This window comes from Fimbriimonadaceae bacterium (genome assembly GCA_019638775.1).
GTDB lineage: Bacteria > Armatimonadota > Fimbriimonadia > Fimbriimonadales > Fimbriimonadaceae > JAHBTD01.
The window spans coordinates 1,269,794-1,294,594 of sequence record JAHBTD010000001.1 but is presented as its reverse complement, the minus strand read 5'-3'; the positions used below and the strand labels follow the sequence as shown (position 1 = coordinate 1,294,594).

The window sequence follows — 24,801 nt, the reverse complement described above, 5'->3', positions numbered from 1 at the left end:
GCGGATGCCTTCAGCACCTTCTATCTATCATAGACCAAGAGCAGGCTGCACGTTGTACAGACGGGTTGATTACAACGGAGCAATCACGAAAATGCCAATCCCTTTGGCACGTATAGTAGCGCTGAGCAACCCCGCGCCTTGAAGATCAAAACAGCCTCAACCTGCTTGGCGTTTAAGCGCGGAAGTCGCTCGCCCATCAGACCGCTATCTTCTTCTCGACGGCACCGGGTTCAAGCTTAATTGGGGCCGGTTCAAGGTAAAGCTCAATAGCTTCCTTGATACTTGTGAGAGCCTCTTCCTGCGTCACACCCGCAGACACGCAACCCGGCAGTTCCGGACACCAAACCGCCCACTCTCCAGACTTCGCGTCTTGTTCTAGCACGACTCGCCAATTCATAAGAACAGTTTAGCCTACGCTTACTTGAAGTCAGAGTAGAAAAGGGTTTCAGCAGACAGACCGTAGCATGGGCGTCTCGCCCATGTGTCTCACGGGCGTCCCGCCCGTGAATCTGACAAACCTCAAAAGCCATGACCGAGACGATCATGGGGCACACGGGCGAGACGCCCGTGCCACGGTTGATCCACCAACAAGGGAGATCATAGCAAGCTCGGCACGCCATGACCGAGACGATCATGGGACACACGGGCGAGACGCCCGTGCCACGGTTACCCCACCAACAAGGGAGCTATCACCACAGTTGAACTTAGCCACCATAGGTCGAGTCTTCATTCTTAAGCAAGACCCTTACGCAAGGACGTCAAGTCAACCAAGTCCTGCTTCCTTCCGGCCGCTTCCTTTGCCGCAATCAGGTCAGCCAGTGAAATGAAGGCAACTTCTTGCCCTCCGATATCGACGAGGTTACGTCGATCCCAGGCTTGATTGAAGTCAATGCCCTTCACTTCATTGAGAATGTCGATTCGTGAGGGGGCTCGGCCGATTGAGATCATACTGTTTGGGAGTTTCAACTGGTCCGCAGCCTCATCAGACATGGGAAAACCAAACTCCTTCAGTGCTTGACGTACACCTTCGATGTTAGAAGGTGCAATGCCGACCGCGATATCCAAGTCCTTCGTGTAGCGCGGCTCGGTGTACTTCATGACCGCGTAGCCTCCAACGACCAGATACTTAACTTGGAATCGGTCCAAAAGCGCCAACAGTTCTTTGAAGTCTGAGTTCAGCTGGATCTCCACCCTTGATCACACAGGCCGTTTCGACCAGTTCCCAAGCTGCCGCAAAAATCGCTTCAGCCGGCTGGGCCTGCCAGAACGCCAAATCGAAATCCTCAGTGCCTTCGCTGATCGAAGACCCCTGATACCACCATTCCCCTTGACGCTGGATCATGTTTCTATTGTGCCTCAATAATGGGTGCAAGCAGGGGATGTCTGCACCACAATCTTTAGCCGACCGAGCCTTCCAAGCTCACGCCCAGCAGCTTTTGCGCCTCAACTGCGAACTCCATCGGCAGCACCCGGAACACATCCTTGCAGAAGCCGCTGACGATCATATTCACCGCTTCTTCGGTGGCGATGCCGCGCTGATTCATATAGAAAATCTGATCCTCGCCGATCTTCGACGTTGACGCCTCGTGTTCCACCGTCGCCGTCGGGTTCTTCACCTCGATATACGGGAAGGTGTGCGCACCGCAACGGTCGCCCATAAGCATGGAGTCGCACTGGGAGTAGTTGCGGGCGTTGTCCGCGCCGGGGTTCACCTTCACCAGACCGCGATAGGTGTTCTGCCCGTTGCCTGCCGAGATGCCCTTGGCCACGATGGTCGACTTCGTGTTTTTGCCGATGTGGATCATCTTGGTGCCGGTGTCGGCCTGCTGCTTGTTCGCGGTCAGGGCCACGCTGTAAAACTCGCCGATGGAATCGTCGCCCATCAGAATTACCGACGGGTACTTCCACGTAATCGCCGAACCCGTTTCCACCTGCGTCCAGGTCACCTTGGAAGCCTGCCCGATCGCCTTGGCGCGCTTGGTCACGAAGTTGAAAATGCCGCCTTTGCCGGTCTTGGGGTCGCCGGGATACCAGTTCTGAACGGTGCTGTATTTGATGGTCGCGCGGTCGCCTTCGGCAACCAGCTCAACCACCGCCGCATGAAGCTGATTCTCGTCTCGCATGGGAGCCGTGCAGCCCTCCAGATACGACACATAAGCGTCCTCTTCGGCGATGATGAGCGTGCGCTCGAACTGCCCGGTGTTGGCGGCGTTGATGCGGAAATAGGTGCTCAGCTCCATCGGGCAACGGACGCCCTTGGGCACAAAAACGAACGAACCGTCGGAGAAAACCGCCGAGTTCAGCGAGGCGTAGTAGTTGTCGCTGACCGGAACCACCGATCCCAGATACTTCTTGACCAGTTCGGGGTGCTCACGCACGGCTTCGGAGATCGAGCAGAAGATTACACCCGCCTCGGCAAGCGTTTTCTTAAACGTGGTCGCCACGGAAACCGAGTCGAAAACCGCATCCACCGCCACATTGGCAAGCAGCTTTTGCTCATGGATGGGGATTCCCAGCTTCTCAAAGGTGCGGATCAGCTCAGGATCGGCCTCGTCCAGACTGTTCAGCTTGGGCATCTGCTTCGGCGCGGAATAGTACGCCAGCTTTTGCAGGTCGGGCTTTTCGTAGTGGACGTTGGGCCAGGTCGGCTCTTTGAGCGTGAGAAAGTGCTTGTACGCCTTCAACCGCCATTCCAGCATCCATTCTGGCTCTTCCTTTTTGGCGGAGAGTCGGCGAATGACGTCTTCGTTCAGGCCGGGTTCGAATGTGTCCGCTTCAACGTCAGAGACAAATCCCTCTTTGTATTCGCGGTTGGCATAAAGTTCTAGTAAGGCATCGTCGTCTTGCTCGACGACGGTCGTCGTGTTTTCGCTCATATTGTCCTCGCCTGACGTCCACCCGGCAGCACCGGCATCACGCCAAAGCAAATCTTTCTACGTTCAATTTTACTTGATTTGAACTCAGGCCCAAAGGGACTGAAACATCGGCCCTTCCCACAGCTTGCCCATCCGTTATAGACTGAATCATGAAAGCGATTCTGCTCGGTGCGCTCGCCGCGCTCAGTTTTCTGCCTTTTGCCAGCGGCACAAACGCCCAAGACCAACCTAAGAACGATCTTCCGCCTCCCACCGCGCCCGATCAGGTCTGGTCGATAGACGCCGGAAACGGACGCATCAGGATTTGGGTGGTGTGGAAGGACGAGGGCATTACCGGGCTGCGCGACTACTACTGCGACAAGATGTGCCGGGGCAAGAAGCACCTTCTGCATTCTCAGTGCGACGATTCTTGCGACCGGGCCTGCGAAGAAGTTCATCGGGTAACGCTTCCTCCCGAGCTGACGTCGCTGCATGATCTGGGCTATCCGAACAAGATCGAGGACATCACGAAGGACTTTCAGAAGTTTGGAGCGACATTCAAGGGAGGCGATGTCGAATGGAATCTGCGCGAAGCAATGCAAAAGGCTATCGACAAAGACGCTGCGAAGTGGACGGTGAAGCTTGATTGGAGGCATTGGTTCAACGGGGCTTGCGGCGGACAGAAACGCCGACTCAAGGCCCATCGGTATTCCGGCAAGCTGCACTATGAGATGTACCGCGAAGTGCCCGGCCCGGACGGAAAGATTATCAAAACCACTGGGCCGACGGGCTCGATGGATATGTTCGAGTTCAAGGTTTTCCTCGACCAGTACGATGCCTCGCCTGCCTATACGTCCTGCCGGTGCAGCGTTATCTCCGAGGAGCCGAAGGAGCACGGATATATTCCTCCACCATCCACCGAAGAGGTCGGCGTGTGTATGGTCACTCCGCAGGGGACCGTCCAGTGCAGCACAAACGCCCTCGCCGAGATGAGCTTCAACGTCTCTTGCCAAAACATGGGGCTCGCGCTTATCACCGCTGAAAACCCAACCACCAAACCTATCGCGCTGGAGCTGTATCCAGGCACAGTACTAAGAAGCGATGATCCGAACTTCCAAGACATGCTCATCATCGCCCTGATCAAGATGGTGCTTCCACCAAAGCCACTGTACGCATCTGCGCTACCGGAATGGATCGTCCCTCCCGCAAAGGTCACCGCACGTGCGCGCATCGCCTGCATGAACATGCACAAGAAACAACCCGAACCCTCGGTCAAGTACGAAGTCGGGCTGCCCTCAGATCGAGGTTGGGCCAAGATCGCCGGACTTCAGGCTAAGCTCCGCACAGAGGACCCCTACGACCAGGCGCGACTCTGGGTGTATAGCGACAAGGCAACCTATGAGGACATCACAACGAAGCTCTTCCCAGCTCCTTCCAAGGGTCAGTACGCCCGTGCGTTGTATCAGCTAAAAGCCGACTGCGAGATCGACTTGAGCGGCGAAGAATACAAAGGATGTTTCGACCCAATGATCCTTGGTGGCACCGACGCGCCACTGAACACAGTCCCTTGGCTCGTGAAGGAGGTCGATCAACGCGACCCTAACAAGCTGGCAAAGTGGGTCGAAGGCAGCGGCAAAGACTTTGCCGACGCGTTTGCAAAAGCGGGTAAGGCAGAAATCGCCTTTTTCGCAGCGCTCACAAACTCACTGGCAGCCTCAAGTAATCCTGCGGTCCGCGCGTCTGCCGCCAGGTTCATCCTAACTGTCCTGCCGCAAAGCCTGCAAGGAAAGGTTGCCGAAGCCGACGGACTCAAGGGCATCCTTGGTTGGCTATTTAGCGCCGACGCAGCCGAAGCCAAAGCCGCGCTCGACGTGTACGAAGCCTGCCGCCCCACAAGCGGAGCGCTCTATCTGCGCAACCTCAACCCAGCCCTGCCCGAGGACATCCGAACGCGCGGGGCCAAACTCCTCGGCAGCCCTGGTTAGATCACAAAAAACTGCCCCGAGTAAGCTCGGGGCAGTTCGTTATCTTAGGATCGCAGGCTTAGCCTACAATCGTCCACTGAACCCAGTCAATGTGCTGCGAATAGGACGCGTTTGGATCCTGGTCACCCTTGAATCCAAGCCTTGCCCTAATCTTTCGCGTACCTGTTTGGATAAACCGATTCACAGAAGCTGGAGCCACGGTAACAACGATGTTATCGTTAGTCTGTGTTGCAAAGGCATCGACCTGCTCCCAAGCATTGGCAACGAAGTCGAATAGCGAAACCCGAAGGCTTCCTTCTGGTGTCTGCATGTTCGTCTCCGCACGGAACGTAATGCTCTGTGCATTGGCGATCGGCGAAGTGGACTCAAGGTCCATCAAGAGCGAGACGCCCTTGTTGTACTCCACATAGGAGTTATCGCTGGCAGCAAGGCTTGCAGCGTTACCGAACACAAACAGACCGCCGGTGTGCGAGAACGTCAGCGGGTTCAGGTTATACGTGCCTGGGTTAATCGTCAAGCTCGTGGTCACCGTTTGTCCGTCCGGGTTCGTGATCGTCACAGTGCGCGCACCAAGCGCTGCGCCCGGGGTAACTGTCACATTCATCGTCATCTGCGACGGGCTGTTGAAGGTCACCGAGTTGATGGTAACTCCCGAACCGGTGATGCTTGCAGCAAGCCGGTTGGTCGACCACGTCTGAGGAGGATCGTAGAATCCAGCGCCACCAGCCGTACTGCCCGTGACCACCACATTAGTTGTCGTACCGCCCGCTACACCTGTCGGCGCACATGTCGGCGATTGGGCAGGAGGCGGAGCAAGAAGCTCCACGACACGCACACCCCAAGAGTTGTTTGCGTCGCAATACTCTTGGAACGACCACATCGTCATTCGATCGGTCGGATCAACCGCAACGTAGGAGTAGTCTCCCCATCGCTGGGTACCCGTCGTTTGAATGTTATAGTCCGAAGAGCTTGTCTGAATGACGGTCGGTGATTGGGTAGTTCCCAACGGGTCGGAAGCAAAGCGTCCTGCCGCTGCGATCTCTGCCCGTTGAGCAGGTCCTGCATTGCTAAATGAGATCGCCATGTGGCCCTGACCCGACATCGCCGCCGCACCGAACCAATAGCTCGAAGCATTCGAAGCTGCCGGATCAAAAACGGTGCCCGATTGTCGCAACGACGGAGTTCCCGTAAAGTTCTGAATCTCGTACCAGCGTGTGCCAAGACGGGTGCCCGTACTGCTAGCAACGCCTGCGGAGGTCACTCGGAAGTGATGGGCTGTCCAAAGAGTTGTCAGACCGTTAACGGTGTCCTTAAAGATTTGTGCACAGTACAGCCGGTCGTCGATCGCATCCAACGGACGTGTGCTGCCGAGAACTGTTCGCGCCGAAGGCGAGGTCGTCGACGGAACGGTAAGGTTGATGTTGCCCGAAATCGTCGGGGTTGTCGAAAGGTTGGTGACGCGTCGAAGAACGAGCACACCAAAAGAAACGTTGTCAACGCCGATGAAATATCCTTCGGTCGCTGTTGGGTCGTAGTTATCGACACCCTGAGGAGTATAAGGACCCGCGCCGCCCGCCGGAGCCAGCCCTCGGAAAGCGACCGCCTCAATCGGGCCACCGCTCAGAACGGAGCTCTTCTTCACAACCCATGCCGACGTGCCCTGGAAGCTAGCGCCGAACATGTTGCCACCGATATAAAGAGCCTGATTGTCAATACCCAGAGTCGGATAATCGCAGAGCTGGCCAGTGTTTCCAGCCGGAGCCACCAGGTCCTGCTGGAACTGATAGAACGTAAAGCTGGACGAGTCGGTGATTGTCGGGCCACTGCTCACCGCGATCAGAATTCGGTTTGGTGAAGATACGTTAATGATCAGGATAAACCATCGCTGAGTCAACGGATCAAAGCGAACGCGAGGGTCGGAAGTTCCCGAACCGTTGCGCACACTGTTAAAGAACGTGTTCGTTGTCACGTTCAGCCCGCCCATAACTCCATTCTTATCGAAAACGCGGATTCGGCCGTTTGCACAAACCACGATCTGTGTGGGGCCAACACAGCCCTGAGTATCCGGCGGGATCGCGCCCGAAGCGGAAACGTTGATCGCGTTAAAACTCACGCCAGTCGGCTGAGGCGAATAAGAAGGCGAAAGGAGCTCCAGCAAGGGCGTCGGTCGATAGGCAAGCAATCGCCCTTTCGACGGAACGGGCCACTGAGCCACTTGTGGAGATCGGGGGTTCTGCCTAAGTTTGCTGCGATCGGGATATTCACCCTCCTCACGACCCCAGATGTCCGGAGAAATCTGTTCGTATCCGATCAAATCCTCAGGACGACGCGGACGCTCCTGAGCCATGATGTCGGACACCTTGACTGTAATACCCGGCGCACCTTTCCAGTAGCCAGAAGTCTTCTGACCACCCGACTGCGCAAATGACGATGTTGTAAACACTGACAGCAGGACTAATCCTGCCGCTAACCACGAGCAACGTTGCTTCAACTTTTTGCACCTCTCACTTTTGACCAGGGGTCGAATTGGACCACACGCCTCTAAGATGGCTCAACTTCGACCGAATCGTCTAACTTTGGGGCAAAATTCAGGTGATTTTGCCTGCATCTATGACCAAACTTAAATATCTCGTACAAACCCTACCAACTCACTGCATCTCTGCGAGGCGCGACTTAGCGACTTCTCGAATGAGGCTGACCGAATCATTAGTCAGCTGCTCTAAAATGGCCTTGGGAACCTTCGGATTGTAGACAATGCCTTGACGGACCCCTTCGTCTTCATCGGCAGCGAGTTCGCAAAAGAGATCAGGAGTGAGTTTTCTCTTAACAGCTACGGAAAATCGAACTCGGGGTTCGCTGTCCTTTGCCAATATCTTTAGAATTGAAATGGGAACTGTCTTGTTGTGTGCTACCCACTCCCTCAATTCTGGATAGCGATGAATCACATCCAGCCAAACCTCCTCAGAAGCGGTGCCATGGGCTGCTCTGAGAAATTCTTCTGAGACCTGGCTCTCACGGAGGCGCTTGAACTCCTCGGCGTCTTTCAGTATGATCCCGGGTAGCCCTTCTTTGGTCGTGCTCATTTCGCTTCAACCCCGTGCGCGACGACCCCCAGCCGGATACTCTCCATCAAGGCTTCAACATCCATCGACGAATGAGCGCTTGACAGCGTAAATCGGAAGTGCCCACCGGGAGGAGAACCAGGATAGTCGATAAAGGATGGGAAGATGCCCCAATCCTTTAGGTGGTCGCCAAAACGCTTATTGCGCTCCGCATCCATAAGCGTCACCGACAAGATCGGAGAAGCCGATTCGAACTGCGGCAACCCAAAGGATCGCAGCAGCTTTTTCGCGCTAAGCGCATAGTCGCGAAGTCGCAAGACCCTATCCAAGTCTCGGTCTAGAACCTCCACTGCTTTCTTTGCTGCCGCTGCCATCGGAATCGGAATCGGCGTGCTGCCGATAAACGCACGACTGGTCGAGCGTACTTTCGAAATCAGTCCATGCGAACCCAGAACAAACCCACCGTACGTGCCAAAGGCCTTGCTGAGTGTGCCCACCTGAATGATCGACTCACGATTCAAATGCCACTCCGACCAAGAGCCCTTGCCGTTATCACCCACAACACCGACGGCATGGGCGTCGTCCAGCACCAGCATCCCGTCGTGATCCTCGGCGATCTTTACAAGATCAGTCAGTGGCGGGGAGTCCCCAACGCTCGCAAAGATCGAATCGGTGGCGATGAGCGGCCTCTCCTTTGGCTGTAGGTGCTCCTTGAGCTTGGCTTGAAGGTCCTCAGGGTCGCTCGTCTTGTAGGTGATCATCTCCAGCCGAGCACAAAGCGCCGCATCCACCAGGCTTCCATGCGCGCGCTCGTCGAGGAAAACTTTGTCAAACTCGTCGGCAATGCCCTGAAACAAAATCGTGTTCGCGGCATATCCGGTCGGCGTCAAGAGGGAAGCTTCGGTGGCAAAAAAACGAGCGAGCGATTCTTCAAGCTCGCCATAGATAATATGGTTCGCCGTCGTCACCCGTGACCCGGCAAGGCTCAGCCCCTGATCGTCAAGGGTGACCATCAGCGTGCGATGCACGTCGGGGTTTTGGGTGAGACGGTGATAGTCATTCCCACCGAAGAACAGCAGCTTTCTGCCTTCGTGATAAACCCTCAGTCTGCCAGTGAACTGTAGAGGAGGGCCTAAGTCCACCCGAATGCGGTCTCCCGTTTACTTGGATTCAATTTGATTATTCCTAACACACAGATCAATCAATGGCAAAGTGGGCGCCCTCAATAGACCGCCTAAGACTCCATTGTAAAGCACCGGCGCTCCGGTTTACAATGGACCCCTATCGACGTTCTTATGAAATGCTTCGAGCAACAGACGCTCTGCACCGGCCTTATCCCCAGCGATAAGGTCGCCCTCCAATACCCTTTCACAAAGAAACGCTTTCCACCTGCCAACCTGCTCCCCGGGCTCAACCCCTAGGACCGCCATGATCTCGTCACCAGAAAGCGGGCTGTCCAGCGTCTCTACAGGAGTAGACGCGTTGACTTGCTCTAACCGTTCGCGTATCGGACCCAAATCCAAGGTCGGCATCCCCGGGCGATGCGCGTCTCGATCCGCCTCAATCAGCCTTAACAATGCCCCCAAATCTTGGCCCAAGTCTCGGATCAGACGTCGCGCCGCTGTTGCGGTGAACTCAGGCGATGAGCCAAGCCGCATATGATGGCGGACTAACTTGGCTACCTGATCCGCCTCTTCATGTGAAAATTTAAGTCTTTTTAGAATGGACTTAGCCATTTCCGCGCCGACTGTCTCGTGGCCAAAGAAACGTATGCGCCCAGCCTCATCTATCGACTTACAGCGGGGCTTCGCAATATCATGAAAAAGTGCGGCAAGGGCCACAATTCTGTCTTCGGGGCCTGCATTCTTCACCACAAGTCGCGAATGATCCCACACGTCCAGATGGTGATAATCGCCCTGCTCCATGCCAACCCCCTCTTCAAACTCGGGAGCGAACTGATGAAGCAGGTTCAAATCCATCAAATCTTTCAAGCACTCATCCGCATCGGGGAGCTCCAGCATCTTCGTCAGCTCGTCGCGAATCCGTTCGTCACTGATGATCTTGAGCCGGTCTGACTCTGCTCTGATCGCCTCGTACAGCCCGGGTGCAGGCTCAAAACGAAGCTTCCACCGAAACCGCACCGCCCGCAACATCCGCAAAGGATCGTCACGAAAGGTCAGCGCCGGATCAAGCGGTGTTCGCAAGACCTTGCTCTTGAGATCGTCAAGCCCATTTCCAAGCGGGTCAAAGAGCTCTCCGGTCGTTACGTTCTTTAGCAGGGAATTGCAGGTGAAGTCTCGACGTCTGGCATCGTCCAACAAGGTCGCTGGCTCAACATTCGGCTTGCGTGAGTCGGCGTCGTAGGACTCCTTCCTCGCCCGCACAAACTCAACCGGAATACTCTCAATCTTCACCATCGCTGTGCCAAACCGAGGGTAAGTCACAGGCAGCGATTCTGCTATGCCCGCCTTATCCAGCATCTCCACCAAAGGTTCCACCTCAAGCTCGGTGACGATATCGATATCCGTTGGCTCCGGCAACCCCAAGAGCTCATCGCGCACGCACCCGCCAACAAGCCAAAGCTGCCCCGCGTAGTGGGTGCCCTGGATAGCTTGAAGGATGGATTCAACCGATGAGTTCATTAAGGTTGCTATTGTACTGGTGCCGGGAGGTCCCCGCCGAACGAGCTCAACATATGTGTTTGCGCATTTCCCCATGCCTCTACCCTCCCTAAGGGTGGAGGCTAAGGTCAGACGAGACAATAAGCTCTCCTTTCACTTTTCCGGAATGGACGGAGGGGAAGGGGTGGGAGGTCCCCAAGAAACAAAATTTGAAAGAGCAGGCAGGTCATCCCCCACCCCACACCGAAATAAGCATTAACATGAGCGCCGCGCCTCCTCAGCCCACAGTCGCCCTCACCGATGACCAAGTCCGTTTCTTCCAAGAAGAGGGGTACCTCGTTCTTCCCCAAGTCAGCGCTCCTGACGAAATAGAAGCTATCCGTCGAATCTACGACCGCCTTTTTCAAGCCCGCGCTGGTCGCGAAACCGGCAACCAATTTGACCTCGCCGGAGACGACGAAGAGGGAAGCGAAGCTAAACTCCCCCAAATCCTTGATCCTAGTGGCTTTGCACCTGAGATGAAAGAAACCCTTGCTTGGGCAAATGCAAGAGCCGTAATGGAACAACTCCTCGGAGCGCCTCTAAGCTGGCAGGGCGATCACGCGATCCTCAAGCCCGCCGGGCAGGGCGCTCCCACACCTTGGCATCAAGACGAAGCGTATTGGGATGAGACCAGCGACCACAGCAACCTAAGCTGCTGGATTCCCTTGCAAGATGTCGACATCGAAATGGGGTGCATGCACTACATCCCCGGCTCCCACCTCGGCGAAGTTCTCAAGCATCAGCAGATCGGCAACAACCCGAAAGTACACGGACTGGAGATCGCACCCGATGCAGGCGTCGATCTGACGGCAGCTGTCGGAGTACCTCTCCCTGCCGGGGGATGCGTAATCCACCACCAACGAACTCTTCACTACGCTCCCGGAAACACCTCCGATCAAGATCGAAGGGCGTGGATCATCATGGGCGGCCTCCCCACTGTCAAGCGCGAAGTCCCCTATAACTTCCCTTGGCAACACACTTGGAAGACTGCCCGCCAAGAAAGGGCCGAACAAACACGCTGATCTCTGTAAAGCAGTAAGGATGGTAAGGGGCTCGAGCTGCAAAGCGAAGGCTCGCGTAAACTGAAGGCACATCCGACTCCCTCCCAGCTACTCCCACCTAGCCACTTACCCAAAGCTACTCACTCCCAGCTACTTACTCCCCGCTACAATCATCCACGGCGGTCGCAACTTCCGAATCTGCTCCATCACCGCACAATCCTCGTCGTGCGCCCCCGGCAGATAGCCAAGACTCATCAAAAACTCGTTCACGATCTCCCCGCCCGTAAAGCGGAAGGCCTTCTTAAACACCTTCACCCACTCCTCCTTTGTGAGAGGATGATGGGCGTCCAACCAGCCTGCAAACGACCCGTGGCTTTCACGAAGCCGCTGCACGGTCCGCGCATTGTCGATTGCGGCAAGCACCTTCAGACGGTTGCGGATGATCCCCGCGTCACCGAGAAGTCGCTCGATATCGCTATCTCCAAAGGCTGCAATCTTGTCCACATCGAAATCGACATACGCCTGCCGGAAGCCGTCGCGCTTCTTCAGAATCGTTTCCCAGCTCAGCCCTGCTTGATTGATTTCTAAGATCAAGCGCTCAAAAAGAACCGGCTCATCCGCCGACGGAAACCCATACTCCGTGTCGTGGTACGTGACGTGAAGGGGATGCGCTTTCTCCGAGCGGGTGTATTCGCAGTAGCTGAAGGCCATGTCTTCTCAAGATTACTTGGACCAGAGCACATCAATTCCTCAAACCTGGTGACGACAGGCCGAACATCTCAGAGAATCTTCCCGTCCTTGTAGTGGCGGCTCTGTCGCCAACCTTTACCGAGGGTCCGTGCACAAGTTCGTCGCCGGGCCCTTTAATTTTCTCAACTTTCCTCAGGACCGGGATCCTCACTCAACGCGGCAGCACCCTACATTTTGAGTTCCTATCGTAGCACCAATGACGCTGTAAGAGCTCTTTGCATGAGACGCCAAAAAATCCTCAAATCTTGGTCCCATCCGTTGGAACTTTGGCATTTATCAAAGCGTTGGAAATATTGACTTGACAGCATTAGACTTAGATCAAGTCATGCTCATACAGCTAACATTGGAGAAAAGAGAATGAGTGTGTTGATGAAAAGAAGGCCGTCGGACACTGCAAACGTGTTCGACCAAATGGACAGACTATTCAATTCGATCTGGGGACAGCCGAGCATGGGCCCCATGACGCCAGGGAACCCGATTCCCATCGACATCTACGAGCGAGAAGGGGCGTTCTTTGTACGCGCCGCAGTACCCGGACTTAAACCCGCGGAGATCGACGTGTCGATCGACGATAACGTGTTGACGATCAGCGGTGAAACAAGCCAGGACATCGAGTCTGGTGAAGGGACCAAAATCTACCGTCGCGAAACGCGATACGGAAGGTTCTCTCGCTCAATCGCACTGCCGGAAGCTCTCGATCTGGACGACATTCAAGCCCAGTTTGAAAACGGGTTTGTGACCATCCGCATTCCAAGCAGCGAAGTGCGCAAACCAGAGCCGCGAAAAATCGAAGTGAAGGCGATCGACTCAGGTTCGAACTCTTCTCCGAAGAGCTAAGACCTGCTCAACTTTCAAGGCGCCCTTGCCATACGGTAGGGGCGCTTTCGTTTTCGGAGACTGACTCTTCACACGCTATTGTGGTGAAAGGATACAAAGGGCTCAGTTTCAACTCGGCTCAAACTCAAGCTCAAAACATCTTGGGAACCTCGAAGCTACAGAGCGACTTATGCTTCACATGAAAAGCCCCACCCCATCCAAAGCGCTTCTATCCCTGGGCGTTCTCGCCGCAATTGCCATTCCCGTCGCCGTGTTTGCTATGCGCACCGGTGATGAAATGGTCGCAGCCAGCGCAAGCGAAGTCAAGCCGATTAAGGTTGGCACTGCTGTCCCCGACAGCAGCGTCTTAACGCTCGACAAAAAAGAAACCACATTCAAGAAGGTCCTCAACGGCAAACCCGCCGTCGTCATCTTCTACCGTGGCGGATGGTGCCCTTTCTGCAACCGCCACCTTTCCGACTTGATGACGGTCGAGGCCGACCTGCGCAAACTTGGTTTCCAAGTCATCGCCGTGACCCCCGATACCCCCGATGAGCTTAGCAAAACGATGGAGAAGGACAAGCTGAACTACACGCTCGTCTCCGACTCCAAAGCCGAACTCATCAAGAAGTTTGGAATCGCCTTCCGCGTTGACGATAAGACTTTCACGATGTATCGCGATCAGTACAAGATCGACCTTGAGAAGTCGTCTGGCGGGCAGACCCACCACATCCTTCCCGTGCCAGCTGTGTTCCTGATCGACGCCAAAGGCACGATCCAGTTCGTCTCCACAAACCCGGACTATAAGGTCCGAATGAAAGGCGCTGACATCCTCGAAGCCGCCCAGAAAATGGGGATGTAAAGCCAAATCCCTCCCCTTCCATTTTTCCGGAAATGGAGGGGAGGGTTAGGGTGGGGAGGTCCCCCTTACTCGTCGAGTTTCAGCCTCCACCCTTCGCCGCACCAAACATGGAATACATCCCATAGACCCGGAGCTATTCCATGTTCTCTTTTGCCAGCCTCTTCATTCAACTGGTGATCTCAGTCGTGATCTTCGCCGCTTTCGGTGGGCGAAGAGTTTGAGAGACTGATGAGGTGGCGAGCGGCTCCTACTTCAGAGCAGACTTGACGGCAGTCTCTACCTTCTTGGGATCAATATTCCCCTTGAAGATTTGTATGACCTTTCCATCCTTCACCAAGACCAGGGTCGGGATCGTCAAGATTCGAAAATGCGCCCAGCTTTGACTGGAGTCCAGCGCTACCGGATTCTCCCACTTCGTCTTCTTGAAGAAGTTCTCAAAGTCGGCGGGCTTCTCGTCGATACTCACCGACAGCATCTCAAACCCTTGGCCCTTGTTGGCCTCCCAAATCTTGTCGATCTTCGGCTTCAGCACGAGGCAGGGCTTGCACCATGTCGCCCAATAATCCAGAAGAACGACTTTTCCTTTGAACGCAGCCGCATCCCATTTCTTGCCGGAAGTGTCGGTGAGCTTGAGGTCTGGCAAAGGCATTGGCAGATTCAAGGGCATGTAGAAATCGGGGTTCTTTTTAAAGGTTTCGACCTCTTTCGCGTTACAGAAATAGTACGCCTTGCCCTTGTACATCACGCCTGCGACCGGCTTCTCTTCGCCGTGCGTCTCCCCGCCTGCGTTACAAACCACACACTCTGCCTTGGCTGGCAGGTCTTTCTTAGCGATGGTCTGAGGGGTGTCTTGAGCAAACAGTCCAAGCGAGATAGCAATGAGTGAGATGATTGTATTCATAGCTTAAAATCCAATACTGAAGCTGATCCCCGGATGCTTAAACCAAATCCACATCAGAGATACGCTCCAATTGTCGCGTGAGTGCGTCAAGAGCAGATGGCTCTTGCGACCGTCGTTCATAAACATCGTTGTCCAATTTTCGGCGAGCCCGTAATTCACCCCGAACGGAAAGTTAATCGCTTTGTCAAACTCCGAATAGTTGATTGAAACATAGGGCCCCAATTTGCACTCCGGGAAGCTCTTCGCAAACGTAACGAAGTAGGCATGTGGCCCGGCGGGTGTGCCAATCCGATCACTGCTCGTGCCCAAGTTCACCATCGGATATTTCTCTGACTCTGGGTTCAAAATCCAGTTGCCGATGAGCCCGGCCTCGTGCGCCAATGGATTCCACTCGATCCCAGCTTGGAAACGTGGAGTGAACCGATACGTGCCGGTGAATCGCCAACGTGGGCGCTCCAAGTCGATATCGACAAACCGTCCGCTGAATGTCCATGTCTTGCTAATCTCCCCCGAACCGAGGAAGCCACCCTCACCGGGTCATCCAGTTCACGTGGGCACCTGAATCGTCGGCTTCGGCGGCGTCTGAGAAACCGCTGCCGCAGAAATAGCCAGCAACCCTGTGCAGAGTAAGGATTTCCAGTTCATGATAATGTGCCTTCTAACGAAGAGCCGCGCCCTCCCGAGAAACGCGTGCCCCATTCGCATCGGCCGGGCAACAACCCTCAATCCTAAGGCGAATTCGACTCTCCAGCCTCGCGGTGTCAAGCTGCAAGCGCTCGTCGGCAGACAGGAGCTGAACAAAAATCGTCTCCAAAGAGCCGCGAACCTCCGGCGAAATGCTGTAAATAATCCACGTGCCTCGACGTTCGGTTTCAACGACACCCGCGCTGCGCAAAGTCTGAAGGTGTGTGCTAAGCGTGCTTTGACCGATCTCCAGCGCCTCCATCATCTCGCAAACGCAAAGCGGCTCACGCCGAAGCGCATGCAGGATCCGAACCCGCGTGGGGTCGGCAAGGGCTTTTCCAAAGGCTACAAGGGTGTCCATAAGATCAAATATCGGGAATCACCGATATTATACCACGCATTGATCCCCAATCCAGAATCACTATGCCCCTTTCCGATCCTTACCCCTTCCTCTTTACAACCCTTACAATCCTTACCTCCCTGCATCCAATCCCTCAATCCCCACGTCCTTATGTAGACACAAGGTAACCTTTCCAAATGATAGGCCGGTTGCGCGGAGAACTGCTCGAAGTGAGCGGAGGGATGGTGGTGGTCGATGCCGGAGGCGTCGGCTATGAGGTCATTTTGCCCGACTCTGTTCTGCTTCAAATGCCGCCCGTCGGCGAGCAAGTGAACCTTTACACCCGCCAAATCTTCCGTGAGGACAGCGTGACCCTTTACGGGTTTATAGAATCGTTCGACCGTCGCATGTTCGACCTTCTCATCGGAGTCAATGGCTGCGGCCCCCGAATCGGAATAGCCCTCATTGGTCAGCTAGGCGGACAAGCCGTCCTCCACGGCATCGTCACCCAAGACGCCAAAGCTCTCACCCGGGCCAACGGCGTCGGCCCCAAACTCGCCGAGCGCATCATCGTCGAGCTCAAAGGCAAGATGGCCGAGGAAAGCCTCGCCCTGAAGGTAGAAGGGGCAACCCGTGGAAAAGCCGTTGTCAGTGTCCACGTCGATAGCGAACTAGTCGACGCCCTTCTCGCTCTTGGGTACCGTCGAACCGAAGCTGAAGCCGCTGCCCGTGACGCCGAAGAAAGCGGAGGCAGCATCCAAGACCAGCTTAAAGTCGCGCTAAGGAGTCTGGCCAGATGAGCGAAGTGACCGAACGCGACAACACAAACCTAGATCCCATTCGCAAGCCGATGGAGAACCCCATTGAGCTCTCCTTGCGCCCAAGAAGGTTAAGCGAATTCATCGGCCAGGAGAAGCTCAAAGAGAACCTTGCTGTCTTTCTCAAGGCCGCCCAACAGCGTAGCGAACCGCTCGACCACCTCTTACTATACGGTCCCCCCGGCCTCGGGAAAACCACCATCGCCCACATCGTCGCCAACGAGATGGACGCGCCCGTCCACGTCACGAGTGGCCCCGCCATCGAACGACAGGGCGACCTCGTTGGCATCCTCACCAACCTCGAAGAGGGCGCGGTCCTGTTCATCGACGAGATCCACCGCCTCGCTCGCCCCGTCGAAGAGATCCTTTACCCGGCAATGGAGGATTGCAAAGTGGACATCATGATCGGCAAAGGCCCCGCCGCCCGGTCGATCCGCCTTGATGTCCCCAAGTTCACCGTGATCGGCGCGACCACCCGCCAAGGGCTTCTCACTGGACCCCTACGCGACCGCTTTGGCATCGTGATGCACTTCCAGTTTTATGGGGCTCAGGCGCTCTTTGAGATCATCACCCGCTCGGCCGGGATACTCGGTTATGGGATAGACCGCTCAGGAGCAGAAGCTGTGGCTCGGCGTTCGCGCGGAACGCCACGCATTGCAAACCGCTTGCTCCGTCGTGTGCGGGACTTCGCCCAAGTTGATGGACATGAATCCATCAGCTCCAAGATCGCCGACAAGGCCTTAGATGCGCTCGAAGTCGATCATCTCGGCTTAGATCGGGTGGACCGAACGCTTCTGCGCGTCATCATCGAAAAATACGCCGGTGGCCCTGTCGGGATCGACACGCTTTCTGCCACCACCGGCGAAGATTCCGGCACCATCGAAGACGTCTACGAACCGTTCCTCATCCAGCAAGCGCTCATCCAACGCACTAACCGAGGCCGCATTGCCACGCCAGCCGCCTACGAGCACCTCGGATTCGAGCAGCCCAAACGACCCGAGAAGCCAGTGGAAAGGGTGAACAATGGTCAGGAGGAGCTTCTATAGTTCGTAACGCTGCAGCACCTGATCCCTCCATATCTGCTGATATGGAGGGTACTTCCGATCTTTTGACCCTCCAGAACTGCAGTTCTGGAGGGATCTTCCTCGGACTAAAGCGAGGAGGCTTAGCGCTTGCCTCCAGATTCGTAATCTGGAGGCTAATTCGACTTCGCCGTAGTTGGCATAGCCCCCAGACGGCGCGTCTGGAGGCAGCATAAGAGAGTGAAATCCCCGAACCTCGACGCCGCCATCCAGGAGTTCCTCGACAGTCAGCGCGCCAAGCGTTCGCCAAACACGGTGAAGAGCTACGGTGCCGACCTCTCCCAATTGGCTGAGTTTCTTGCCGGGGATAGCCAGGAGGTCGGGCTTAGCGCCCTCACCCCCCTCCGTATCCAGACCTTCCTCCGCCACAAAGCTCCCAACCCCACCACCCGCGCACGCAAGCTTTCCGCGCTCCGAACCTTCGTCAAATTCTGCAAGCAGATGGGCTACCTCGCTGAAGACCCCACCGAAATGCTCGAAGCCCCGATCCGCCGAAAGCGGCTCCCAAAGGCGCTCTCCCAAGCCCAAACCGAAGACCTCTTGGAACAGGATGACGTGGGGAAGAGCCCCCTCCGCGACCGTGCCCTTCTCGAAATCATGTACGGGGCTGGCCTGCGTGTCAGCGAAGTCGTCGGGATGAACCTGCCAGACATCGACTTCAAGGAGGGCTCGGTTCGGGTTCGTGGAAAGGGCAACAAAGACCGCGTCGCGCTGTTCGGCAAACCCTGCCTTGAAGCCCTCGAACGGTACATCCAGGGGGAAAGAGTCGAGCCGAAGAAGGGCCAAGCTCTATTCACCAACCGTTTGGGCGGTCGTATCATCACGCGCACGGTTTACAACGTCGTCAGGCGGTGGGCAAAGCAAATTGGATTACCACCGGAGGTCTCCCCTCATAAGCTCAGGCACAGCTTCGCGACCCACCTTTTGGACGGCGGCGCCGACCTTAAAACGGTGCAGCAACTGCTAGGTCACGAGAGCCTGGAAACAACCCAAATCTATACCCACGTGAGCATCGAAAGACTTCGCGAAGCGGTTGAAAAAGCCCACCCAAAGGCCAAGTAACCCATAGCGTCTCACATCCTCACTCACAGCTACTCACCCCGAGCTAGCCAGCTACTGAGCCACAAACGTCCCCACTGCCTGATCCGGCTTCATCAATAGGTGCAGTTCAACCTCAACCTCATCTGACATCGCTGTCGGCGCTATCCCATAGCTCATCCCAAACTCGCTGCGCTTGATCTTCGGCTTGGCGGCAAACCCGACCATCGTCCCCCGCGTTCGCGTGTCCAGACCTTTCCCAGTGATCGTGAAAGGAAAGGAGATCTCCTTCGTCACGCCGTGCATCGTGAAGTCCCCGGTAAGCACGTACGCTTCACCCTTTTTCTCAACCTTCTTGCTCACAAACGTGATCGTCGGAAACTTGTCCGTCTCAAAAAAATCCTCACCTTGCAGGTGCTTGTCCCGACCAGCATTGCCTGAGTTCACACTCTTCACCTGAATCTCTGCGGTCACCGTCGACTTTGTGATGTCAGCGTCGTCGTAATACATCTTCACCGTAAAGTCGGTAAACATCCCCTTCACGGTAGTCAGACCACCGGCATAGCCCACGCCAAAGCTGATTGACGAATGAACCTTGTCTCCGCTGTAATTGGCTTCCGAAACAACCGAATGAAAGCCCCACAGCGCAAGCAAAGGCAATAACAAAAGTACCTTTCGCATATCTCCACCTCACTTGTGACTTACGTTGCAAGAGGCGACTCTATTTCCAAGAAAAGAACTGTTTTGCTTTAGTGTTAAAACATCCACAAGAGAGGGGTCCGAAAAGCGTAAGATTTAGGCATGCTTTTCATGGTGATCGAACGGTTCAAAAACGGTCAAAGTGAACCTGTTGGCGAGCGCTTCCAAAGGCAAGGGCGGATGTTCCCTGAAGGCGTCGAATACGTTTCAAGCTGGATAGATCCGGTGGAAATGCGCTGCTTTCAAGTGATGCAAGCCCCTTCGATTGAGCTTCTAAGGCAGTGGACCGCCCGCTGGGATGATCTGGTCGATTTTGAAATAGTGCGCGTCGTTACATCCCAGGAGTTCTGGAACAAAGCACCCCAACCCCCAGCAACTCACTCATAGCTACCCGCTACTCATTCCTACCCAAAGTCCCCCGACTTGAGAATCCAGCAAAAATCTGCCATAATATGCCTTCGTCGGAGGACAACAAAGATTTGATCTACGTTTCGGTTAACAACAACGAATCGATCGACTCAGCTTTGAAGCGCTTTAACCAGAAGCTTCAGCAGAGCGGTCTACTGCGCGAACTCAAAGAGCACGCGCACTACGAGAAGCCCAGTGAGCGACGACGTCGACAGCGACGCCGAAGAGCCTCACGCAGCTAAAATCTTTGTTACAATTGGACGTAAGTCCAATGCAGATACAAAACTCTCTCGGTAGCGATTTGATGACATCTCGGACAGGGAATCGACCCGTCCGAGATGTTCGTGTGTTCGCACACGCTATTTTTGCCCTCACTGATTCGTACCAGATGTAGGCGCATCAGCTTCCACTATGGAACCCCCCAGTCGTTACCGAATCCAGATTACCAATAGCTCCGGCAAGCGGGCCATCCTCAAGCCGTTGCGCCACGGCGTCCAAGAGGCCCTCAGAGCCCACAAGGCCCCGGCGGGCGAGCTCAGCATCCTTATCTGCGACAACGCCCACATCCAAGCTCTTAACAAGACTTACCGCCAAGTGGACGAACCCACCGACGTTCTCACTTTTCCCCCCACTGAGACCCCAGGAGAAAGCGGATTGCTTGGCGATATTGCCATCTCCCGCGAATACGCCGAACAGCAAGCTTCTCTCCGAGGGGTATCGCTCGCCGTCGAAATCGCGTATCTTGGAATACATGGGGCGCTACACCTGGTGGGCTTCGACGACGAGAACGAGCGTGATCGACAAGCGATGATGCGTGAAATGCACCGCATCGGGCTCCTCGCCGGACTCCCGCCCGAGGAAGAATGGACCTCAGTGCTCCACCAAGAGCCAACCGTAGCCGGGGGGTCGCGATGAGCAAAACTCAGCGCCGCGACCTTTTTGGTCCGTTCCAGGTGGCCCTACGCGGTCTCGTCTACACATTCCGCACCCAGCGGCACATGCGCTTTCACGTTTACATGGTCATTGCGGTGATCATCATGGGTGCGTTCTTCGGTTTCCGACTCCGCGAAATGATGGTTCTGCTGTTCACCATCAGCCTCGTCCTCGTCGCTGAGATGTTCAACAGCGCCATCGAAGCCACCGTTGACCTTGTCCAGCCCAGCTACCACCCGCTCGCCAGGTTTGCAAAAGATATCGCGGCAGGTGCGGTGATGATCACCACCATCATTGCTCTCGTTATCGGCTCGCTCATTCTTCTCGGCGAGAACCGCTGGGAATCCATCAAGATCAACCTTTCCGCCGATTCGCTCGGCCTGCCTGCTCCACTTAGGATCATTCTTGGCAGCGTCGTCGTATTCATGATCGTGGTTGTCGGCAAGGGTCTTGGACAAAAAGGCCAGGTCTTAAAGGGTGGGATGGTCAGCGGTCATGCCGCATTCGGTTTCTTCTTCGCTATCGCGATCATGTTCAGTACGGACAGCTTTGTCGCGTCCGGTCTCGCCATCGTTTTGGCGGCGATTATTGCTCAAAGCAGGTACGAAGCGAAGATCCATTCAGTGTTCGAACTCACGCTCGGAGCCACCGTTGGGGTGGTCGTAGGGCTAATCTTCTTTGGTTTGGTGCCGAAATGATAGGAGGGAATCGGCAAAAGAACCCTGTGAAGACGGTTGTTCTTCTCCGCAACTGCGGAGGAAAAAACTTTACAACCCATGAACGATAAACCTAGGGAACGAAGCCGGCCAAGGCGAAGCCGCCAAGGCCGATTCGACAAAGGGCTGGCCATTGCGCCAGTCATCGGACTCGCTGTCCTGTGGGCAGTGGGCGGATGCGGAGCCAGGGCGGAAGGCCAACAGGCCACGATGCTCGTCGGCATGGAGGGAGTGGCAGGACCCACGATTGGGCTTCTTGTCGTGCTCATGATCGTGAACGCGCTCTTCGTCGCAGCGGAATCTGCGCTCGACGTTTTACGCCCCGTCCACATCCGATTGATGAAGGATGTTAGCGAGCAAAAAGCTGCCCGCCTGCAAGACCTCATCGAGGACCAGGAAGCCTATCTTGCCCGCTGCTCTCTCGGCAATCAGGTCGTCCGGCTGGTCATTGTTTTTGCCGCACTCATCCTTGCCCCTGGAGTGCTCTCGCTCATGCAAAATCGCTTTGGCTGGGCCGAGAACTATCCGAATCTCCTGTGGAGCGCTGCACTTATCATGCTGCCCGTCGGGCTCGTGCACGTCATCATCGCCGAACTCATCCCCAAGAGTTTCGCTGAGACGCGCCCGATGCTTGTGCTGCCGTTGCTATACCGGTTCATCAAGCTGCCCGCCGCGTTCTTTGCGCTACCCGCCGCGTTTATGACCGGCGCGGCCCAGCTCATCACAAAACGCTTTGGCGGAAAGGCCAGCTTTAACGTGCCGAACGCCGCTGAAGAGGAGATCAAGACCATCGTGGAGTCCGCTCAAGAGACCGGTGAGATCAACTCCGACGAGCGCGAATTGCTCCACTCTGTCTTCGAATTTACAGACACCGTTGCCCGAGAGATCATGACGCCCCGCGTCGATCTGGATGCCATGCCCGTCACCAGTGACCCGTCCGAGGTCGTCAAGATGATCCACGACACTGGTCACTCGCGCATCCCCCTTTATGAGGAGAGCGACGACCAGATCGTTGGAATCATCCACGCCAAGGACCTCTTCCTCTCCATGACCAACGGTGGGAATCCGACCCTCCGGACCCTGACACGGCCCGCGCTTTTCGTCCCCGAAAACAAGAAGCTGTACGAACTCCTCAAAGAGATGCGCCTGGCTCGAAGCCAACTCGCTATCGTACAAGACGAGTTTGGCGGAACTGCCGGAATCGTCACGATTGAGGACATCGTCGAAGAGCTTGTCGGAGACATTGTTGACGAATACGACGTTGATGTCCCTGACGTTCAGGAGTACGAAGGAGGCTGGCTTGTCGCTGGCAAAGCAAATATCGACGACGTGTCCCACGCCATCAGTGTGGAGCTGGAAACTGAAGAGTTCGACACGATCGGAGGCTACGTGTTTGGCCTCTTTGGGCGTCAGCCCAAGCAAGACGAAAGCATCGTTGCCAACGGAATGCGCTTTGCAATCGCCGAAACCGACGGTCGACGTATCGTCCAGCTAAAGGTGGAGCCGTGCGAGCCGGATCACGAAGAGATGGCTATCGAAGGATAGTGAAGACGACGAAGCAGGCTCCCCTGCACAAGGTCGAAGTGATTCCCCCTCCCTTGATGGGAGAGGGGTGAGGGTGATTACAACCACGGACTATTTCTGTGGGTGAACCCAGTTTATAGTTGGCCGACCGAGCGTTTGCAACTCAGCCCACTCACGGCAGAGGTGGCCCCTACTCACCCTCAGCTCTCAATCCCCGGCCTCCCATAAAACCGCACGTTTACCAACAGGCACAACACATTAATCACAAGCAGCAAGATCGCCACGGCCCAAATCGCGATCTGCGCATTCCGACTCCCGATTCGCTCCAAAATCTTTGCCATCCCCGCCCCAAACAGCAGACTCAAGGGCGCAAGAGCGGGGAAGAGAAGTCGCCCCTGCGGCTGGGTAAACGTCAGATTGTAGTAGAACAGCCCGCCAATCGTCAGCACCACCCAAGCCGTCGCAAACCACCACACGCTCTTTTGTCCCAACTCTTTCAATCCCTTCCACGAAGCTAATAGGCCACCAAACAGCAATAACGCAAGGGGGATGATGTAGGCCAAAGAAACCGTTACGTTCATCCACCCAAAGTGGCCAAAGAACGTCCGCGCCGTAATCCGCTCGAAGTACCCCCTAAAATAGGGGTCGGCAAGGGTTTTGGGCTGCACAAGCTCCGGCATCGTCCTTGCTTCCATCCGCGTTCCCAGAACGTCGTTGTACGTGACGATGTTGCGTACAAATAGCCAGCCGCACGTGAGCAAGAGCACACCTGCAAACACTCCCGCAAACCTCAATCGCAGAGAGCGCACTGAAGCCGCATCCTGCACAGGCGCAAGCATTACCCAAAGCAACGCCGCCGGGACGATCACCAAGTTTGATTTCTTTGCAAGCACTGCCATCCCAACCCAGAATCCAGCCCATGCCCAGCCCTTCAAGTTCTGTTCGAAGAGTCCCGCCCGCAACAGCGCATAAAGCGACACGCAGCCAAGGCAAGCCGTTAGCGCGTCGTTCGAGATCGACCCCCCTATGAACTGAAACTGAGGGAGTGAAGCAACGAAGAGCCCTGCAAAAAGCGCGTACGGCTTCCCAATCACAAGCCTCGCTGCCAAGGCCGCATAAAGCGCGGCTAGCGCGACAAAAATGGCGTTCAGCACCCGCAGCAGATAGAATGCTGTCTTGTCCGAGCTTTGCATCAGGTACGTAAATCGCTGGCTAAACCGGGGCACGTCATCGCGATCCTCCGACAGTCGGTGGGGCACGATCTGATAATCAATCGGCTGTCCGCTCTCGACAGCCGCAAGAAATGGAGCCGTGAGGAAATAGTAAAGCGGGTGATGATGCCCTTGCCCGATCCTCGGACCGTCGCTCAACTGGTACGGCATAGTCCAGTGCTGAGAAACGTAGTTCACATAATCCAGGTGAGCGGGCTCGTCAGGGGCCTCAAAAATCGGATTAGTCAAGGCAAAGACAAGGCTAAAGCCAAACGCCCACAGCACAATCAGGTTCAGGCAAACACGTTCCCCGCGAGACATACGGCTATTCTGCCCCTTTTTCCCTAAAAACCCCCTCCTTGTTCGAGCGTAGCGAGAATGGGGAGGGGGAAGGGGGTGGGGTAGGAACCTTGGAATGAGGCTAACTCGGGAGAGCAACGCTCTGTTGTTGCC

26 protein-coding genes are annotated in these 24,801 nt (G+C 55.6%); 12 read left to right on the top strand and 14 right to left on the bottom strand.

The window, feature by feature from the left end:
• Window positions 1-196 precede the first annotated feature (196 nt).
• From KF784_06070 to sufB, 4 genes are all read right to left on the bottom strand, one after another.
• Complete coding sequence (locus tag KF784_06070; GenBank protein MBX3118611.1) at window positions 197-397, bottom strand: type II toxin-antitoxin system HicB family antitoxin; 201 nt, start codon at window positions 395-397, stop codon at window positions 197-199.
• 335 nt (window positions 398-732) lie between these two features.
• Window positions 733-1,146, bottom strand: coding sequence for a nucleotidyltransferase (locus tag KF784_06065; protein ID MBX3118610.1), 414 nt, complete (start codon window positions 1,144-1,146; stop codon window positions 733-735).
• Entirely contained in the window at window positions 1,127-1,342 is a 216-nt protein-coding gene (locus tag KF784_06060) for a hypothetical protein (GenBank protein MBX3118609.1), read from the bottom strand. Before KF784_06060 ends, KF784_06065 begins: the two co-directional genes overlap by 20 nt.
• Before the next feature lie 55 nt (window positions 1,343-1,397).
• The gene (gene sufB / locus KF784_06055) at window positions 1,398-2,876 is read right to left on the bottom strand and encodes a Fe-S cluster assembly protein SufB (protein MBX3118608.1); all 1,479 of its coding nucleotides are present in this window, start codon (window positions 2,874-2,876) and stop codon (window positions 1,398-1,400) included.
• Between the two features lie 149 nt (window positions 2,877-3,025).
• On the opposite strand from sufB, the gene KF784_06050 reads away from it, so the two are divergent.
• Complete coding sequence (locus tag KF784_06050) at window positions 3,026-4,840, top strand: hypothetical protein (GenBank protein ID MBX3118607.1); 1,815 nt, start codon at window positions 3,026-3,028, stop codon at window positions 4,838-4,840.
• Between the two features lie 58 nt (window positions 4,841-4,898).
• Here KF784_06050 and KF784_06045 read toward each other — a convergent pair whose 3' ends face one another.
• The 4 genes from KF784_06045 to KF784_06030 form a co-directional block, all read right to left on the bottom strand.
• A complete protein-coding gene (locus tag KF784_06045; protein ID MBX3118606.1) occupies window positions 4,899-7,283 on the bottom strand; it encodes a hypothetical protein in 2,385 nt (794 codons plus the stop codon).
• Between the two features lie 205 nt (window positions 7,284-7,488).
• Entirely contained in the window at window positions 7,489-7,923 is a 435-nt protein-coding gene (locus KF784_06040) for a hypothetical protein (GenBank protein ID MBX3118605.1), read from the bottom strand.
• On the bottom strand, window positions 7,920-9,044 hold the full coding sequence (locus KF784_06035) for a pyridoxal phosphate-dependent aminotransferase family protein (GenBank protein ID MBX3118604.1): 1,125 nt from the start codon (window positions 9,042-9,044) through the stop codon (window positions 7,920-7,922). Before KF784_06035 ends, KF784_06040 begins: the two co-directional genes overlap by 4 nt.
• Before the next feature lie 126 nt (window positions 9,045-9,170).
• Window positions 9,171-10,544, bottom strand: a complete 1,374-nt coding sequence (locus KF784_06030) for an HD domain-containing protein (GenBank protein MBX3118603.1) — start codon at window positions 10,542-10,544, stop codon at window positions 9,171-9,173.
• Window positions 10,545-10,783: 239 nt separating this feature from the next.
• On the opposite strand from KF784_06030, the gene KF784_06025 reads away from it, so the two are divergent.
• Window positions 10,784-11,587 carry a phytanoyl-CoA dioxygenase family protein gene (locus KF784_06025; protein MBX3118602.1) on the top strand — a complete coding sequence of 268 codons (804 nt, stop codon included), beginning with the start codon at window positions 10,784-10,786 and terminating at the stop codon, window positions 11,585-11,587.
• A gap of 129 nt (window positions 11,588-11,716) precedes the next feature.
• Here KF784_06025 and KF784_06020 read toward each other — a convergent pair whose 3' ends face one another.
• Window positions 11,717-12,277, bottom strand: coding sequence for a DNA-3-methyladenine glycosylase I (locus tag KF784_06020; GenBank protein ID MBX3118601.1), 561 nt, complete (start codon window positions 12,275-12,277; stop codon window positions 11,717-11,719).
• A gap of 408 nt (window positions 12,278-12,685) precedes the next feature.
• Here KF784_06020 and KF784_06015 point away from each other — a divergent pair, with 408 nt between their 5' ends.
• Together KF784_06015 and KF784_06010 are read left to right on the top strand one after the other, a co-directional pair.
• Window positions 12,686-13,153, top strand: a complete 468-nt coding sequence (locus tag KF784_06015) for an Hsp20/alpha crystallin family protein (GenBank protein MBX3118600.1) — start codon at window positions 12,686-12,688, stop codon at window positions 13,151-13,153.
• Between the two features lie 178 nt (window positions 13,154-13,331).
• On the top strand, window positions 13,332-13,994 hold the full coding sequence (locus KF784_06010) for an AhpC/TSA family protein (GenBank protein ID MBX3118599.1): 663 nt from the start codon (window positions 13,332-13,334) through the stop codon (window positions 13,992-13,994).
• Between the two features lie 247 nt (window positions 13,995-14,241).
• On the opposite strand, the gene KF784_06005 is transcribed toward KF784_06010, so the two are convergent.
• The 3 genes from KF784_06005 to KF784_05995 all read right to left on the bottom strand — a co-directional run bounded on the left by KF784_06005 (window position 14,242) and on the right by KF784_05995 (window position 15,940).
• Window positions 14,242-14,895, bottom strand: coding sequence for a redoxin family protein (locus KF784_06005; GenBank protein ID MBX3118598.1), 654 nt, complete (start codon window positions 14,893-14,895; stop codon window positions 14,242-14,244).
• 3 nt (window positions 14,896-14,898) lie between these two features.
• The gene (locus tag KF784_06000; protein MBX3118597.1) at window positions 14,899-15,354 is read right to left on the bottom strand and encodes a hypothetical protein; all 456 of its coding nucleotides are present in this window, start codon (window positions 15,352-15,354) and stop codon (window positions 14,899-14,901) included.
• A gap of 199 nt (window positions 15,355-15,553) precedes the next feature.
• A complete protein-coding gene (locus KF784_05995) occupies window positions 15,554-15,940 on the bottom strand; it encodes a winged helix-turn-helix transcriptional regulator (protein MBX3118596.1) in 387 nt (128 codons plus the stop codon).
• A 176-nt stretch (window positions 15,941-16,116) separates the two neighbouring features.
• On the opposite strand from KF784_05995, the gene ruvA reads away from it, so the two are divergent.
• The 3 genes from ruvA (at window position 16,117) to KF784_05980 (ending at window position 18,881) form a co-directional block, all read left to right on the top strand.
• Window positions 16,117-16,719, top strand: coding sequence for a Holliday junction branch migration protein RuvA (gene ruvA / locus KF784_05990; protein ID MBX3118595.1), 603 nt, complete (start codon window positions 16,117-16,119; stop codon window positions 16,717-16,719).
• Window positions 16,720-16,769: 50 nt separating this feature from the next.
• Window positions 16,770-17,783, top strand: a complete 1,014-nt coding sequence (gene ruvB / locus KF784_05985) for a Holliday junction branch migration DNA helicase RuvB (GenBank protein MBX3118594.1) — start codon at window positions 16,770-16,772, stop codon at window positions 17,781-17,783.
• A gap of 216 nt (window positions 17,784-17,999) precedes the next feature.
• Window positions 18,000-18,881, top strand: a complete 882-nt coding sequence (locus KF784_05980; protein ID MBX3118593.1) for a tyrosine recombinase XerC — start codon at window positions 18,000-18,002, stop codon at window positions 18,879-18,881.
• Window positions 18,882-18,932: 51 nt separating this feature from the next.
• Here KF784_05980 and KF784_05975 read toward each other — a convergent pair whose 3' ends face one another.
• The gene (locus KF784_05975) at window positions 18,933-19,538 is read right to left on the bottom strand and encodes a polyisoprenoid-binding protein (GenBank protein ID MBX3118592.1); all 606 of its coding nucleotides are present in this window, start codon (window positions 19,536-19,538) and stop codon (window positions 18,933-18,935) included.
• A gap of 120 nt (window positions 19,539-19,658) precedes the next feature.
• Between KF784_05975 and KF784_05970 the strand changes: the two genes are divergently transcribed.
• From KF784_05970 to KF784_05950, 5 genes are all read left to right on the top strand, one after another.
• Complete coding sequence (locus tag KF784_05970; GenBank protein ID MBX3118591.1) at window positions 19,659-19,943, top strand: DUF3303 family protein; 285 nt, start codon at window positions 19,659-19,661, stop codon at window positions 19,941-19,943.
• A gap of 65 nt (window positions 19,944-20,008) precedes the next feature.
• Entirely contained in the window at window positions 20,009-20,206 is a 198-nt protein-coding gene (rpsU, locus tag KF784_05965) for a 30S ribosomal protein S21 (protein ID MBX3118590.1), read from the top strand.
• A 169-nt stretch (window positions 20,207-20,375) separates the two neighbouring features.
• Window positions 20,376-20,879, top strand: coding sequence for an rRNA maturation RNase YbeY (ybeY, locus tag KF784_05960; protein ID MBX3118589.1), 504 nt, complete (start codon window positions 20,376-20,378; stop codon window positions 20,877-20,879).
• Window positions 20,876-21,595 carry a diacylglycerol kinase gene (locus tag KF784_05955; GenBank protein MBX3118588.1) on the top strand — a complete coding sequence of 240 codons (720 nt, stop codon included), beginning with the start codon at window positions 20,876-20,878 and terminating at the stop codon, window positions 21,593-21,595. The genes ybeY and KF784_05955 overlap by 4 nt, the downstream gene beginning before the upstream one ends.
• A 78-nt stretch (window positions 21,596-21,673) precedes the next feature.
• Complete coding sequence (locus KF784_05950; GenBank protein MBX3118587.1) at window positions 21,674-23,158, top strand: HlyC/CorC family transporter; 1,485 nt, start codon at window positions 21,674-21,676, stop codon at window positions 23,156-23,158.
• A 179-nt stretch (window positions 23,159-23,337) separates the two neighbouring features.
• Here KF784_05950 and KF784_05945 read toward each other — a convergent pair whose 3' ends face one another.
• Window positions 23,338-24,669 (bottom strand): glycosyltransferase family 39 protein, encoded by a 1,332-nt coding sequence (locus KF784_05945; GenBank protein MBX3118586.1) that lies wholly within the window; start codon window positions 24,667-24,669, stop codon window positions 23,338-23,340.
• Window positions 24,670-24,801 lie beyond the last annotated feature (132 nt).